This is a genomic window from Thermodesulfobium sp., from assembly GCF_053498235.1.
The window spans coordinates 1-13,376 of sequence record NZ_JBRCUV010000040.1 but is presented as its reverse complement, the minus strand read 5'-3'; the positions used below and the strand labels follow the sequence as shown (position 1 = coordinate 13,376).

The following is a 13,376-nucleotide window of genomic DNA, read 5'->3' as shown; positions in this document are numbered from 1 at the left end:
CATGTTCAAGGTAATCATTTTGACAAATCTCATGAAGGGATTTGTCGTACGTGATTTCAATAACTCTCATGAAAAAGAGAGGAGGGGTAGCAAGAAACAAATAGCTTTTCGTTTGGTTTAAGAATTTTTTTACCTTCATGAAGGGGGTGTTATTTTTGTTATCAAGTTTAGCTAAAAGAAAGGTTAGTAGAAGGGATTTTATGAAAGCCTGTGCGGCTATGGCCGTCTATTTAGGCTTAAGCGAGTCTTTCGCTCCAAAGATTGCTGATGCTGTCGAAAACGCAAGCAAGAAAACTCCTGTTATTTGGTTAGAGGGTCAAGATTGTGCTGGCTGTTCAGAGGCCTTTCTTAACCTCACAGAACCAACTCCTGCACAGATTATTCTCGATACTATCAGTTTGAAGTACCATGAGACTGTAATGTTTGGTACAGGATACCTTGCCGATAAGGCTTTGGATGAAGCCCTGAAAGCTGGGAATTACGTTTTAGTAGTTGAGGGTTCAATACCGACTGCAGATCCGATGTTTTGTACAGCAGGAACTATGAGCGATACCAATCCAGCGAGAAGACCGGTAGTTGAAACTCTAAAGGAAGCATATAAAAAAGCTTCTGTAGTAATTGCGCTTGGTTCTTGTGCTAGCTGGGGCGGAGTAGTTCAGGATACTCCTTCAAAGGGTAGAGGTGTAAGCGATATTGTCGGAAAGGAAAAGGTTATTAATCTTCCGATGTGTCCATGCAACCCTGATCACCTTGTTGGAACCCTTGTTTATTATCTTACCTTCAAAAAGGCTCCACCACTTGACATTCATCAAAGACCGCTGATGTTTTTCGGAACCCTTATTCACGACAACTGCCCAAGAAGAGGTCATTTCGAGCGCGGCGAATTTGTAACCAATTATGGTGATCCGAATCAAGCAGAATACTGTCTTTATCTAAAGGGATGTAAGGGGCCTTTCACTTTTAGCGATTGCCCATCAAGAGGTTTTAACGATAACGTAAGTTGGTGCATAAAGGCTAGTGCTCCTTGCGCGGGTTGCTCGCAGCCAGAATTCTATGCTGGATTTTCACCGCTTTATGAGAAATCAAATGACGTTAATTTGCCAGGTATTGGAGGAGTTCCATCTGAAACCGTTGGTACAGTCGCTGCAGCTGTAACTGCTTTAGGCGTTGCTGCCCACCTTGTTGGCCGATCTGTATTTGGCAAGAAGAAGGAGGGAGATAAATAGCTATGGCGAACAGAATTGTTATAGATCCCGTTACAAGAATTGAAGGTCATTTGAGGATAGAAGTTGAAATAGAAAATGGCGTAGTTAAGGATGCGTGGTCCTCTGGTACAATGGCAAGGGGATTTGAGGCAATGTTAATTGGCAGGCAGCCAATGGATGCCATTTACGTTACAGAGAGATCTTGTGGCGTGTGTACTATGGTACATGGCTTGTGCTCTTCAAGGGCACTTGATATGGCATATGGTTGTAAGGTTCCAGAGGCAGGCATACTTCTAAGAAATCTTATGCTAGCTGCACTTTATATGGGGGACCATATACAGATCTTTTATAACTTGAATGCACCTGATTACATTGATATAACGGCAGTTGCTGGTTATAAAGGGAATGATCCAAAGCTTTTGGCAATAAAGGACAAGATAGTATCACTCATAAAGGCAAACGATACGTCGCCCTTTACGCCTACATATAAAAATGATCAATATACAATTACAGATCCAGAGATTGTAACTACGCTTGTAAGTCACTATCTGCAGGCTATTGAGGCGAGAGCTATTGCGCAAAAGTGCATAGCAATATTTGGTGGTAAATCACCACACCAGGCAGGAGTTATTCAGGGTGGTGTAACTTATCATCCAAATCTTGAAGATTTAGTAAAATATAAAGAATATATTGCAAAAGTTATTGATTTTGTACAAAACGTTTACTGGAAGGATATCCTCTTCCTTGGGGCAGGCCCACTTCTTCCTGTTGGGCAGGCTGGTCTTGGCGGAGGGTATAACAACTACCTTTCGTGTCCAGAATTCCCCTTGGATAATAGTGGCAAAGATTTCTTGTGGAAGGGTGGGGTAGTTACAGACGGAAATCTAAGCGCTGTTCAGCCTCTGGATGGACAAAAGATTGCAGAGTCAGTAGCTCATTCATGGTATGATTATTCAAACAATCAACCTTTCCTTCAGCCCTTTGTAGGGGAGACGAAGTTTGATCTGAAAAAGGAAGGGGCTTACAGCTTCTTAAAGGCTCCTCGTTACGATGAAAAGCCTTACGAGGTTGGCCCTCTTGCGTGGGCTATGACTGTCCAACCAAAGGAATTTATGGATATTGTTACAAAGTTGAACATTAAGCCAGGATTTTTAGCTCGCCATGCGGCAAGAGCTTATCAAGCAGTAGACGTATCAAAGAATGTTATGAAGTGGGTTGATCAGTTAGCTGAACTTATGGGCAAGGGTCCATTAATTGTAAACGACGACAAGCCTACCCCAGATAATGCAAAAGGCTTTGGTTTTGTTGAAGCTCCAAGAGGATTTTTAAGTCACTGGGCAGTGATCGAAGGCAAGAAGATTAAGAATTATCAACAGGTTGTTCCTACTACCTGGAATGCCTCTCCTAGGGATGCGAACAACGTTCGTGGTCAGTATGAACAATCGCTAATAGGAATTCCTGTTCCTGATCCTGAAAACCCAATAAATGTAGTAAGAAATATTAGATCTTTTGACCCATGCTTGGCCTGTGCTGTTCATGTTATACATCCAGAGAGCAATCGTATTATAAAGTTTGTTGTGGAGTAGGGAGGTATATTATGGCACGTTTAGAAGATCACCCTCTGCCACAAAGAGTTATGCACTGGATAAATCTGCTTTGCATGTTAGGTTTAATTGTATCGGGATGGTATATTCACAGTCCGTTTGCACCAGGATGGATGGGTGCGCTCAGATGGCTTCACTTTTCACTAGCGTACATCTGGATTTTAAATGCAATATTTAGAATTTATTTTGCATTTGCAGGTTCGGATAGGGATTGGAGGGAATTTGCATATACCAAAGAAGACTTTAAAAATATTATTCCACAGATAAAATACTATCTCTTTTTAGGGCCACATCCTCATACAGGAAAGTATAACCCTCTTCAAAAAGTTGCATATAGCTGGCTTTTGATTGTCTTATTTGCCTTTCAAGCAACAACAGGTTTTGCGCTTTTGTGGCCTACAGGTGCTTTTTCAGGAGTTGTACACTTCTTTGGAGGTTTGTATTATCTAAGATTGTGGCACTATTTTGGTATGTTTGCGTTTATTATATTCATTATTGGTCACGTATATCTTTCAGTTACAGAGGCATGGGATCAGGTACCTCTTATGTTCTTTGGAATTGCTAAAAAGGAATAGTTTTAAGTAGGATTCTTTACTTTACCCCGGATTTTTTTCTATAAATCCGGGGTTTTGTTATATAATTAACCTTAGAGTCTTCTCAATAGTGATTATGGAGGAGTAAAATGTCTGAGGCCAGTAGTTTTATGGTATCTAATGATATTAGTTCCTCTAGAAACAATAATGCTAGTGCCGTTAGTTCGAATATAAGCTCTAGTTCTAATGCTATATCTTTATTAAAAAGGAAGTTTTCTGCACAGGTTGAACAGCAAATTGAGCAGTTAAAGAAAACTGATCAAGAGGTGCGCGCTCACGAACAGGCACACATTGCTGCATCAGGAGGATTGGCTACATCAGGGCCTAATTATGTCTACGTTACAGGGCCTGATGGAAAATTATATGCTGTCGGAGGGGATGTGACAATAGACGTTTCACCTGTCCCGAACAATCCAGATGCAACAATCCAAAAAATGCAAACAGTTATTAGGGCGGCTTTAGCTCCAGCACAACCTTCCTCCCAAGATTACAGTGTAGCCTCGCAAGCACAGATGATTATTATCCAAGCTCAGGAACAAAAGTACTTAATTGAGAGCCATAAATTGCACCTTAGCAACGCTAGTAATTCAAAAAATCAAATAAATACAACATTATAAATACCAAACTTATTTTATATTTAATCATCTTTATATCTTTTTTGCCCTAAATTAAAGCTATTAATTTAACTTATTTGACAAAAATAAAAAACCAGTTCATAATTTATTTGTTTGTATTAGGGGTTGAATCTTGATTTGAGGGGAGAATATGAAAGTACTGATATTAGGAATTGGAAATGAATTACAAGGAGATGATGGTTTAGGGGTTCATGTAATAAAAGAATTGAAAAGAATTTCTTTACCGAAAGAAGTGAAGCTTTTGGCAGGTGGGACAAGCGGGCCTGATTTGATAGCTTATTTTGAAGGAGTAGACTTTGTAATATTTGTTGATGCTATTAGAGGTGGTAATTTACCAGGCACTATTTACAAATATAATCCCGAAGAGATGAGATATCAAAGAAGCGTTGTGCTTTCCCCTCACCAGATGGGAGTTCCAGAGACGCTGAGCTTAGCTGAATTGGTTGGTAAAAAGCCTAAGAAAAGCATTTTTTTTGGTATGGAGCCGATGGATATAGGATATTCATTAGAACTTAGTAAACCAGTAAGAGAAAAACTCCCAAGGTTAGTTGAGCTTATAGTAGAAGAGGTTGAGAGCTTTTTGACTTCTAATAACGAACGCAATTTATCATGAGGGAGGATGTTAACATTTTGGTGCGCACATCTAACGGCAATGTTGAAGTAACAGATCTAGATTTCTTCTTTAACCCAAGAAACGTGGCGGTATTGGGAGCTTCAAGGAAGCCTGGCTCAGTGGGTTATACTATTTTGGAAAATCTTCTCGACTTTAAAGGTCAGGTTTTTCCTATTAATCCGAATGCAACCGAGATTTTGGGAATAAGAGCTTATGCTAGCCTCCAGGATCTCTTTGAACCTGTAGATCTTGCTGTAATCGCTGTTCCAAGAGAAATTGTTCCTGTTGTGCTTGAAGATGCAGGTAGGTCTGGATGTTTGGGTGCAGTTATTGTAACCTCAGGCTTTAAAGAGGTTGGAAGAAAGGATTTAGAGGATCAAATCTTAGATATTGCAAAAAGATATTCTATGAGAATAATTGGCCCAAATTGCTTAGGTATTTATGATGCGAAATCCAGACTTGATACCTCATTTCTCTCAAAACAAAAACAAGCAAGACCAGGTCCAGGAAGCATAGCCTTTTTGTCTCAAAGTGGAGCATTTCTTGCGGCTATCATGGATTGGGCAGCGTCTGAAAAGATAGGTATATCAAAGGGAGTTTCCTATGGAAACAAGGTAGACGTAAACGAACTTGATTTGATTGATTATCTGATTAAGGATGACGATACAGAAGTAATTTGTTTGTATATAGAGGGGGTTGACAATCCTAGAGTTTTCTTTGAAAAGGCAAGTGCTGCATCTAAAGTAAAACCTATCCTAATTATGAAAGCTGGACTTACTGAAGAGGGAACAAAGGCTGCAGCATCCCATACGGGAAGTATGGCTGGAAGCGGACTCCTTTTTAGGAGTGCATGTAAACAAGCTGGAATAATTATGGTTAAAGACTTTAGAGAGCTCTTTAATGCTGCGAAAGCTTTAGTAAAGGCAGGTCCTGTAAAAGGGAAAAGAGTGGCTATATTAACTAATGGTGGTGGGGCTGGAGTTATGACCACAGATTATGCGGTAGAAAAATCTTTTAAGATGGCTAATTTGTCTGAGTCCACAAAGAAAAAGTTAAAGGGTATCTTGCCAGAGTTCGCCAGCGTTAATAATCCAGTGGATATAACAGGATCGGGAAACGGTGAAGATTATGTTAATTCCCTCAAGATTATTCAGGCGGATAAAGGGGTGGATGCCGTACTGGGAATAAACCTGATACAGGTACCTGGTATGGATGAGAAGATAGTGGATGTCCTTCCTACAGAAGTTATTTCTAGTTCTAAACCGTACTTTTCAATTATGATAGGCGGGAATTATACAAATAGGGTAAAACTAAAGTTAGAGAAGAAGGGGATGCTTGTCTACAACAATATAATTGATTGTATTGATTCTTTATACATATCTTCTCTGTATACAACTTTTAGAGAAAAGAGCCCTTGGCAAGCTAAAAATCTTTCTTCAAAGGTCTCAAAAAAGGCAAAGGGTATAATTGCAAAATACTTGAAGATGAAAGAGATGTCGTTAATTGAACCAGATCTGTCTGAATTTTTAAACGATTATAAAATGCCGCTTTCAAGGAGCTATTTCTTTTCTTCTATTGAGGATATACAAAATTGTAAGGACATCGTATTTCCAGGTGTGGCTAAAGTTGTGTCGCACGAGATAATTCACAAATCTGATGCTGGTGGAGTAATTTTAGGAATTAACTCTAAAGAAGAGCTTATAGACGCATATAAAAAGATTATAGAAAATGCAAGAAATTATAATCCAAGTGCAAAGGTTGTGGGCATATCTTATCAAAAATTGGAAAAAAGGGGTAAAGAGTTAATTGTTGGTGGTTTTAACGATAAAGACTTTGGACCTGTAGTTATGTTGGGTCTTGGAGGTATTTACGTTGAGGTCTTAAAGGATGTATCTTTTGCAATGGCTCCTTTAACTACACAAATGGCTATGGATATGATGAAAGAATTGAAATCTTATAAGATCTTAACGGGAATTAGAGGGGAGGAGCCTGCTGACCAGGAGAAGATAGCCTCCTTACTCGTAAGGTTTTCAGAGATATTGTGTTTGCATCCTGAAATTAAAGAGATGGAATTTAATCCCATATTTGCATATAAAGATGCTGTGGTTATAGTTGATTCTAGAATATTGCTTGAGAAATAATAATGAGGTCTGAAATGGAAGGCTATCCGGTTTACGTTCTTTGTGGGGAAGCTGGTTCTGGAAAATCTGAAATCGTTCTTAAACTAGGTGGAATATTCTCAAAAGATAATCCTGTTTTAGTTATAGACCTTGATAACGTTAAGATTATGAGAACGATTAGACATGTAAACAATGAAAAGAAACTTGATCTACCCTTCGAAGTAGTTAATATTCCTGAAGAATTTATCAATATAGACATACCAATTGTTGCTTATAAAATTAGAAGTTTACTTGAAGATAACGGTAATTTTTTGATCATAGATGTGGGAGGCAATAGTGATGGCGCTATTGTTCTTGGATCTTTAAATGACCTTTTGGTTAAAAGAAACACAATCCCAATTTTTGTTTTCAATCCATTTAGACCCTTTTCTAACTCTTCTGAAAGGGTATATGAAACCATAAGTTCCATTCAAAGATCTAGTAAGCTTAACTTTAATAGCGTAGCGATAAACCTTTATCTTGGCAAAGGCGCTACTTTGGACGAAATGCTTTTAGGAGAGAAGCTAGCAAACAAAATCGTAGAAGAACTAAACCTTGAAGTTCTTTTTAGATTTGTTCAGAAAGAGTTTGAAGAATATTTCAAGGGCTATATTCCTATTGAACCTTTGTTATTTTATCCTTGGGAAGAAGGGAGGAACTTGAGTGATGGCTAAAGTAGTAATTGATGTTGAGAGATGTAAGGGATGCGGATTATGCGTTGCAGCGTGTAATTTTGGAAACTTGAGAATTGGAGAAAAATTCAATTCAAAAAGTTACAGGGTGAGCGAGTTTGTTGGAGAAGAGTGTAAGGGATGTGGATTTTGTTATATGGTGTGTCCTGATGTTGCGATAACAGTTTACAGGGATGAAAAGGTAGAAGTAGAAAAATAAAAAACTTATAAAGGAGGGACGTTTGTGAGAGTTTTAATGAAGGGAACCGAAGCTATGGCTGAGGCGGCAATAAGGGCAGGATGCAACGCATATTTTGGATATCCTATTACTCCTCAAACAGAGCTAATTCACTATATGTCAAGAAGAATGCCAGAAGTTGGGGGGGTATTTTTGCAGGCTGAAAGTGAGGTATCTGTCATAAATATGGTTTATGGCGCTGCGGCTGCCGGCGTAAGAGTTATGACTTCGTCTTCTAGCCCTGGAATAAGTCTTATGCAGGAGGGAATTTCATATTTGGTGGGTGCTGAACTTCCTGCGGTGTTAATAAATGTAATGAGAGGCGGCCCTGGTCTTGGAAATATCCAGCCATCCCAAAGCGATTATTTTCAATCTACAAAGGGCGGAGGACATGGAGATTATAAATTGATTACCTTTGCTCCATCATCTGTTTCTGAGGCAGCATCTATGGTATATGGGGCATTTGATATAGCTGAAAAATATAGACATCCTGTTATGATTTTAGCTGATGGAGCACTCGGTCAGATTATGGAACCTGTTAGCCTACCAGAACAGGGTACTAGCAAACCTTCTGTAAAGGATTGGGCTCTAACTGGGGCAAAAGGGAGACCTGCAAACAAAATAATTTCTTTTTACCTAGATCCAAAGACTTTAGAGGAACACAACCTTCGTCTGCAAGAAAAATTTAAAAATATAAACGAAGAGATAAATTTCGAAGAGGATATATCAGATGATATGGAAATTTTAGCAGTAGCTTATGGAACTGTGGCAAGGATACTTAAGAGCGCAGTTTATCGATTGAGAAATGAAGGAAGGAAAATAGGATTTTTCAGACCTATTTCTCTTTGGCCATTCCCTGAGGATGCTCTAAAAGAGGCATCGAAGAAGGCAAAACTTGTATTTGTGAGCGAGATGAGCTATGGCCAAATGCTTGAAGACGTTAGACGTGTAGTTCCAGATGAAATTGAAGTAAAGTTTTATGGAAGAGCTGGCGGAGTAGTTCCATCGCCAAATGAACTATACAATAAACTAAAATCTCTTCTGGAAAGGAGGGCCTAAAAAATGTCTAATCAAGTCCTTGAAAGACCAAAGTCCTTGACACAAAAGCAGTTTCACTATTGTCCAGGATGTCACCACGGCATAATTCACAGACTTATTGCTGAGACAATTGATGAGTTTGGTTTGAAAGAAAAGACAATAGTTGTTCAGCCAGTAGGATGTGCTGTATATATTTATGAATACTTTGATACAGACGTATCAGAGGCAGCTCACGGGAGAGCTCCCGCTGTAGCTACTGCTATAAAGAGGGTATCAAAAGATAAATTTGTTCTGACTTATCAGGGTGATGGAGATCTAGCTGCTATTGGCACTGCTGAAATAGTTCATGCTGCTTTACGAGGAGAAAATATCTGTGTATTTTTTGTTAATAACGCAATATATGGTATGACTGGAGGACAGATGGCTCCGACTACCTTGCCCAGCATGAAAACAGCCACTACTCCATTCGGAAGAGATGTAAAAAAACAGGGATATCCAATAAGAGTTTCCGAAATGCTTGCTCCTTTTGATGGAGTAGCTTATGTAGAAAGAGTGATGGTAGCTTCTCCAAAATATGTTATCAAGGCTAAAAATGCTGTTAGAAAGGCATTTAAATATCAGCTTCAAGAAAAGGGTTTTTCTTTAGTTGAATTCTTGAGCGCGTGTCCGACTGGCTGGGGAATGCCTCCTGTAGACGCTGCAAAGTGGGTGGAAGAGAATATGACAAAGCAGTTTCCATTAGGCGTATATAAGGAGGTAGGCTTGGATGACTGAAGAATTGATCATTGCAGGGTTTGGGGGGCAAGGAGTTATGACTATGGGGCAAGTTTTAGCCTATGCAGGTCTTAACTTTGGTAAAGAAGTAAGCTATTTGCCAAGTTATGGACCAGAACAGAGGGGCGGTACAGCTAATTGTATGGTAGTCATTTCAGATTATCCTGTTTCTTCTCCCTACATAGATGAGCCAACTTCTTTAATAATTATGAATCAACCTTCACTTGAAAAATTTGCCCCCACATTAAAAGAGAATGGTATTTTAATGTACAATGCATCTTTAATAAAAGACAAGGTAAGCCATCAAAAGGCGTCAAGGGTTGTGGGAATTGAAATAAATCACCTTGCAAACCAAATGGGTAAACCACAGTTAGCAAATATGATTATGCTTGGCGCATATATTGGCGTTTCAAATATTATGCCATTAGATAGTATAAAGGAAGTTCTTCCAAAGGTCTTTTCTAATAAATATCACCATTTGTTGCCTCTAAATTATGAAGCGCTTGATCTGGGTTTAAAGACTGTAAAGGGCTAAATTCTTTGAGCGGCTTAAAGTATACTTTAGCCGCTCTTTTTCCCTATTAGCATTCCTACCTGCAGTACTCTTATAAGTCTTTTTGTGGCGGATTTTAATAGAGTTGCACCGTTTAACATGCACTCTTCCAGCGAGGCAGGTTTGGATGATATGCTGATAATAGCATCGATGCCATTTTCAAAAACCGATTCATAACCGTCTCCCAACCCTCCAGAGATGCAAATTACAGGTATATTGTATTTTTTGGCTGCTTTTGCAACGCCGACAGGGGCTTTCCCGAAAACAGTTTGAAAGTCCGTGTTACCCTCTCCAGTGATTACCAGATCTGCATCTCTTACTAAAGTATCGAATCCTGTTATCTTTAACACTAATTCAACTCCAGGAATAAGTGATGCGTTAGTAAATAACATTAATCCGGCACCCAGACCTCCTGCTGCGCCTGCACCGGGAATATCCTTTACATCCTTTCCTGTGGCTTCTTTACTAACTTTAGAAAAGTTCAGAAGAGCCTTGTCAAGTTCCTTTACCATTTCAGGAGTTGCACCCTTTTGTGGACCATAAACTGCAGATGCGCCACGAGGTCCACACAGCGGGTTATCAACGTCACAAGCTACTAGAATTTCAACATCCTTTATGCGCGGGTCTATATTGGATATGTCTATCCTCTTTAACTTCTGTAGGGCAAGCCCTCCTTCTTCAAGCTCATTGTCCGATTCGTCAAAGAACTTTACTCCTAAAGCCTTTGCCATCCCGGCCCCGCCGTCGTTTGTAGCGCTTCCGCCGATTCCAATAACAATTTTTTTGCATTTGGCATTTAAAGCTGAAAGAATTAGCTGGCCTGTGCCAAATGTAGAAGTAATATAAGGATTCCTCTTCTCCTTTGGGACTAAGGGTAGTCCTGAGGCTGAAGCCATCTCGATTACGGCGCTAGTGCCGTCCCCTAATATTCCCCACTTTGCTAATATCTTTTCTCCTAAAGGGTTTAATACCTCACTATAAATGAATTTACCCTTAGTAGCAGTAACTAGAGCATCTACTGTTCCCTCACCCCCATCTGCAATTGGAACTTTTACTATATTTATCTTTGGATAAAATTCTAATATAGCGCTCTCTATTATATTGGCAACATCAAGAGCACTTAGACATCCTTTGTATGAATCAGGGGCAATTACTATCTTGTTCATGTTTTATGTAGAGCAAAGCTCTTCCTCCTTTATATTTAATATCTTGATAGCCATTTAAAAAATCATAACACAAACTCTACTTTTGGTAAGATATAATTCCATCTTGATACTTGAACAGAACAAAAATGCATTTTGAAAGCAATGTGGTTCAAAGTATGCCAGGCATCCTGCTTGGTAGCCGTAAAAGCAAAAAAAGCAAAAAACTGTCCACGAGCAAGATGCTCGTGTTACTATGAGATGCCTGCTTACTATTGAGATGCACGCGGTACATAGAAACGTACCATAAGTTGACTTAATAGGGTATTATGCGAAATGTAATGGTAAAATTAAAGTTATAGTAATTCTCAGGGTAGGAGGTAAATAAATTGGGAAAGAACTATAAAAATCCACCAATAGTAGAAGCGCTTTGTGAATTTCAATTTGTTCCTGGTCAACCCTGGGATGCTACGATTCCTGGTATGTTTTATGAAAGAATTAAAAATAAATTTCCAATAAAACAGCAACAGGTGGGTTTTGGAGCGGGCATCGTGATAAAAGAAGGTGAAGCGTTCGGGATACCTTCACCGCGAATGCAGTTTTTTAGCGAGGATAGGCATTCTCTGGTACAGAGTGGTTTAGATTTATTAACTATTAACTATCTAAAACCTTATCCTACCTGGGGAAAATTCAAATCTTTAATTTTAGAAATTTTAAGAAAATATAAAGAGGTGGCGAGTCCAAAAGGGTTTAAAAAGATAGGATTGCGCTACATAAATAAAATAGATTTGGAACAAAATATAAAGATAAAAGAGTATTTTAATTTTTATCCGCTTACTCCGGATAGGTTGCCTCAAGCATATAAGTCATTTCAAACTGTGATTGATATCCCATATGAAAATGAAAGGGATCTTTTGCATTTGGCTTTAATGACTATAATTCCTGAAAGACCAGATACTATCTCTCTAGCTCTTGACATCTACTATATTATGGTGGTGCCTGAAAAAGTTGGACTTGATAATGAACTAAACTGGCTTGAAAATGCTCACACAACTATTGAGGAAGCTTTTGAGATATGTATTACAGATAAGTGTAGAAGTCTTTTTGAGGAGGTGAAATAGTGTTACCAACGTTAATCGAACAAAATGATCAATCGATTGTTATACCTGAAAATTCTTTATATAAAAATTATTTTCCAAAATATGGACCAGTAGATGAAACTTCTGTATTTTTTACAAACCAAAATAAGGTTAAACAATTAGAAGAAAAATATGAATTTTCAAATATAGAAGAGATCAGAAAATTTATTATGCAAAATGGATATTTGATTGACATTCTTTATGAGGCTCCTGAAAATATTTATAGAGTATTTGGCAGGGAAAATATTAAATTAGTCCTTGAACTTGAGAGAGATCCTGAAGAAGGATGGGATGAGCTTTTTATTGTGATTAAATCTTTATATAATGCTAAAGAAGCAGTAGAGCTTGAAAGAAAGCTTTTTGACGAGTGGTTTGTTCATATTATGGATAAAGTTAATAACAAGCTAAATTTTACTGAGGAGCCGTATGGATTTTGATTGGAAGGATTATATAAAATTGGCACAGAAATTGTATATTGAGTCAAATAAAGATTCTATAGAGGAAGCATATAATAGGTCAGTAATCAGTAGGAGCTATTATGGGATATTTTGTATTTCACGGATTAAGGCAGGATTAGAATCCTATAAGCCTAGCAAGGAAACTGATCCGGGAACTCATAAAAAGGTTATTAGTTATTATAAAAGTTCGAATAAACTTGATGAAAAAGAATTAGGCAAAATCTTAGATGAACTAAGAAAATGGAGAAATGATGCTGATTATGAAGGAAGAAAAGGCATTGATAAAAATGCGGCAGAAAGGGCAATATTAAAAGCTAACGAAGCGCTTAAGTTATTAGGTGAAAATTTGAATTAATAATGCATAAAGGACCTACCTATAACATTCCTAATTCGTAGAATATAGTCTATGTTTTCTTGTGCGAATGAATTTGCAGATCAGATTAATGAGCTGTCTTCAAGATCAATTCCGTTTTTTTTCATAATAGATTTTGAGGTGGATGAATTTAAAATTTTTTATGGTGAAAAGCTTTTTTCAAAGGATATCTATTTTAATA

General features: G+C 38.2%; 15 protein-coding genes. 14 read left to right on the top strand and 1 reads right to left on the bottom strand.

The genetic code is table 11. The features are described from left to right. Nucleotides 1-155: 155 nt before the first annotated feature. The 11 genes from ACWIUX_RS05790 (at nucleotide 156) to ACWIUX_RS05740 (ending at nucleotide 10,065) form a co-directional block, all read left to right on the top strand. The gene (locus tag ACWIUX_RS05790) at nucleotides 156-1,226 is read left to right on the top strand and encodes a hydrogenase small subunit (RefSeq protein WP_448589781.1); all 1,071 of its coding nucleotides are present in this window, start codon (nucleotides 156-158) and stop codon (nucleotides 1,224-1,226) included. 2 nt (nucleotides 1,227-1,228) lie between these two features. Continuing rightward, nucleotides 1,229-2,791, top strand: coding sequence for a nickel-dependent hydrogenase large subunit (locus ACWIUX_RS05785; RefSeq protein ID WP_448589780.1), 1,563 nt, complete (start codon nucleotides 1,229-1,231; stop codon nucleotides 2,789-2,791). A gap of 11 nt (nucleotides 2,792-2,802) precedes the next feature. Continuing rightward, the gene (gene cybH, locus ACWIUX_RS05780) at nucleotides 2,803-3,384 is read left to right on the top strand and encodes a Ni/Fe-hydrogenase, b-type cytochrome subunit (RefSeq protein ID WP_448589779.1); all 582 of its coding nucleotides are present in this window, start codon (nucleotides 2,803-2,805) and stop codon (nucleotides 3,382-3,384) included. A 107-nt stretch (nucleotides 3,385-3,491) separates the two neighbouring features. Continuing rightward, entirely contained in the window at nucleotides 3,492-4,019 is a 528-nt protein-coding gene (locus tag ACWIUX_RS05775; RefSeq protein WP_448589778.1) for a putative metalloprotease CJM1_0395 family protein, read from the top strand. Nucleotides 4,020-4,167: 148 nt separating this feature from the next. Further along, the gene (locus tag ACWIUX_RS05770) at nucleotides 4,168-4,650 is read left to right on the top strand and encodes a hydrogenase maturation protease (RefSeq protein ID WP_448589777.1); all 483 of its coding nucleotides are present in this window, start codon (nucleotides 4,168-4,170) and stop codon (nucleotides 4,648-4,650) included. A 20-nt stretch (nucleotides 4,651-4,670) separates the two neighbouring features. Then, nucleotides 4,671-6,791 carry an acetate--CoA ligase family protein gene (locus tag ACWIUX_RS05765; RefSeq protein ID WP_448589776.1) on the top strand — a complete coding sequence of 707 codons (2,121 nt, stop codon included), beginning with the start codon at nucleotides 4,671-4,673 and terminating at the stop codon, nucleotides 6,789-6,791. A gap of 2 nt (nucleotides 6,792-6,793) precedes the next feature. After that, on the top strand, nucleotides 6,794-7,483 hold the full coding sequence (locus ACWIUX_RS05760) for a hypothetical protein (protein ID WP_448589775.1): 690 nt from the start codon (nucleotides 6,794-6,796) through the stop codon (nucleotides 7,481-7,483). Beyond that, on the top strand, nucleotides 7,476-7,700 hold the full coding sequence (locus ACWIUX_RS05755) for a 4Fe-4S dicluster domain-containing protein (RefSeq protein WP_448589796.1): 225 nt from the start codon (nucleotides 7,476-7,478) through the stop codon (nucleotides 7,698-7,700). Before ACWIUX_RS05760 ends, ACWIUX_RS05755 begins: the two co-directional genes overlap by 8 nt. Nucleotides 7,701-7,724: 24 nt before the next feature. Then, nucleotides 7,725-8,777 (top strand): 3-methyl-2-oxobutanoate dehydrogenase subunit VorB, encoded by a 1,053-nt coding sequence (locus tag ACWIUX_RS05750; protein ID WP_448589774.1) that lies wholly within the window; start codon nucleotides 7,725-7,727, stop codon nucleotides 8,775-8,777. A gap of 3 nt (nucleotides 8,778-8,780) precedes the next feature. Continuing rightward, a complete protein-coding gene (locus ACWIUX_RS05745) occupies nucleotides 8,781-9,530 on the top strand; it encodes a thiamine pyrophosphate-dependent enzyme (RefSeq protein WP_448589773.1) in 750 nt (249 codons plus the stop codon). Next, complete coding sequence (locus ACWIUX_RS05740; protein WP_448589772.1) at nucleotides 9,523-10,065, top strand: 2-oxoacid:acceptor oxidoreductase family protein; 543 nt, start codon at nucleotides 9,523-9,525, stop codon at nucleotides 10,063-10,065. The genes ACWIUX_RS05745 and ACWIUX_RS05740 overlap by 8 nt, the downstream gene beginning before the upstream one ends. A 26-nt stretch (nucleotides 10,066-10,091) precedes the next feature. Here ACWIUX_RS05740 and ACWIUX_RS05735 read toward each other — a convergent pair whose 3' ends face one another. Next, the gene (locus tag ACWIUX_RS05735) at nucleotides 10,092-11,249 is read right to left on the bottom strand and encodes a glycerate kinase (protein WP_448589771.1); all 1,158 of its coding nucleotides are present in this window, start codon (nucleotides 11,247-11,249) and stop codon (nucleotides 10,092-10,094) included. Nucleotides 11,250-11,614: 365 nt separating this feature from the next. Between ACWIUX_RS05735 and ACWIUX_RS05730 the strand changes: the two genes are divergently transcribed. From ACWIUX_RS05730 to ACWIUX_RS05720, 3 genes are read left to right on the top strand one after another with little or no spacing between them, the layout of a single operon-like run. Beyond that, nucleotides 11,615-12,346, top strand: a complete 732-nt coding sequence (locus tag ACWIUX_RS05730; protein ID WP_448589770.1) for a TIGR04255 family protein — start codon at nucleotides 11,615-11,617, stop codon at nucleotides 12,344-12,346. Further along, on the top strand, nucleotides 12,346-12,801 hold the full coding sequence (locus ACWIUX_RS05725; RefSeq protein WP_448589769.1) for a hypothetical protein: 456 nt from the start codon (nucleotides 12,346-12,348) through the stop codon (nucleotides 12,799-12,801). The genes ACWIUX_RS05730 and ACWIUX_RS05725 overlap by 1 nt, the downstream gene beginning before the upstream one ends. Further along, a complete protein-coding gene (locus tag ACWIUX_RS05720) occupies nucleotides 12,791-13,177 on the top strand; it encodes a HEPN domain-containing protein (protein ID WP_448589768.1) in 387 nt (128 codons plus the stop codon). Before ACWIUX_RS05725 ends, ACWIUX_RS05720 begins: the two co-directional genes overlap by 11 nt. The last annotated feature ends 199 nt before the right edge of the window (nucleotides 13,178-13,376 follow it).

Excerpts from the sequence above, each read along its gene's own strand:
- ACWIUX_RS05740 (WP_448589772.1), top strand. The coding sequence starts at position 9,523 with ATGACTGAAGAATTGATCATTGCAGGGTTTGGGGGGCAAGGAGTTATG.
- cybH (WP_448589779.1), top strand. The coding sequence starts at position 2,803 with ATGGCACGTTTAGAAGATCACCCTCTGCCACAAAGAGTTATGCACTGG.
- ACWIUX_RS05760 (WP_448589775.1), top strand. The coding sequence starts at position 6,794 with ATGAGGTCTGAAATGGAAGGCTATCCGGTTTACGTTCTTTGTGGGGAA.
- ACWIUX_RS05785 (WP_448589780.1), top strand. The coding sequence starts at position 1,229 with ATGGCGAACAGAATTGTTATAGATCCCGTTACAAGAATTGAAGGTCAT.
- ACWIUX_RS05735 (WP_448589771.1), bottom strand. The coding sequence starts at position 11,249 with ATGAACAAGATAGTAATTGCCCCTGATTCATACAAAGGATGTCTAAGT.
- ACWIUX_RS05720 (WP_448589768.1), top strand. The coding sequence starts at position 12,791 with ATGGATTTTGATTGGAAGGATTATATAAAATTGGCACAGAAATTGTAT.
- ACWIUX_RS05755 (WP_448589796.1), top strand. The coding sequence starts at position 7,476 with ATGGCTAAAGTAGTAATTGATGTTGAGAGATGTAAGGGATGCGGATTA.
- ACWIUX_RS05770 (WP_448589777.1), top strand. The coding sequence starts at position 4,168 with ATGAAAGTACTGATATTAGGAATTGGAAATGAATTACAAGGAGATGAT.
- ACWIUX_RS05745 (WP_448589773.1), top strand. The coding sequence starts at position 8,781 with ATGTCTAATCAAGTCCTTGAAAGACCAAAGTCCTTGACACAAAAGCAG.
- ACWIUX_RS05775 (WP_448589778.1), top strand. The coding sequence starts at position 3,492 with ATGTCTGAGGCCAGTAGTTTTATGGTATCTAATGATATTAGTTCCTCT.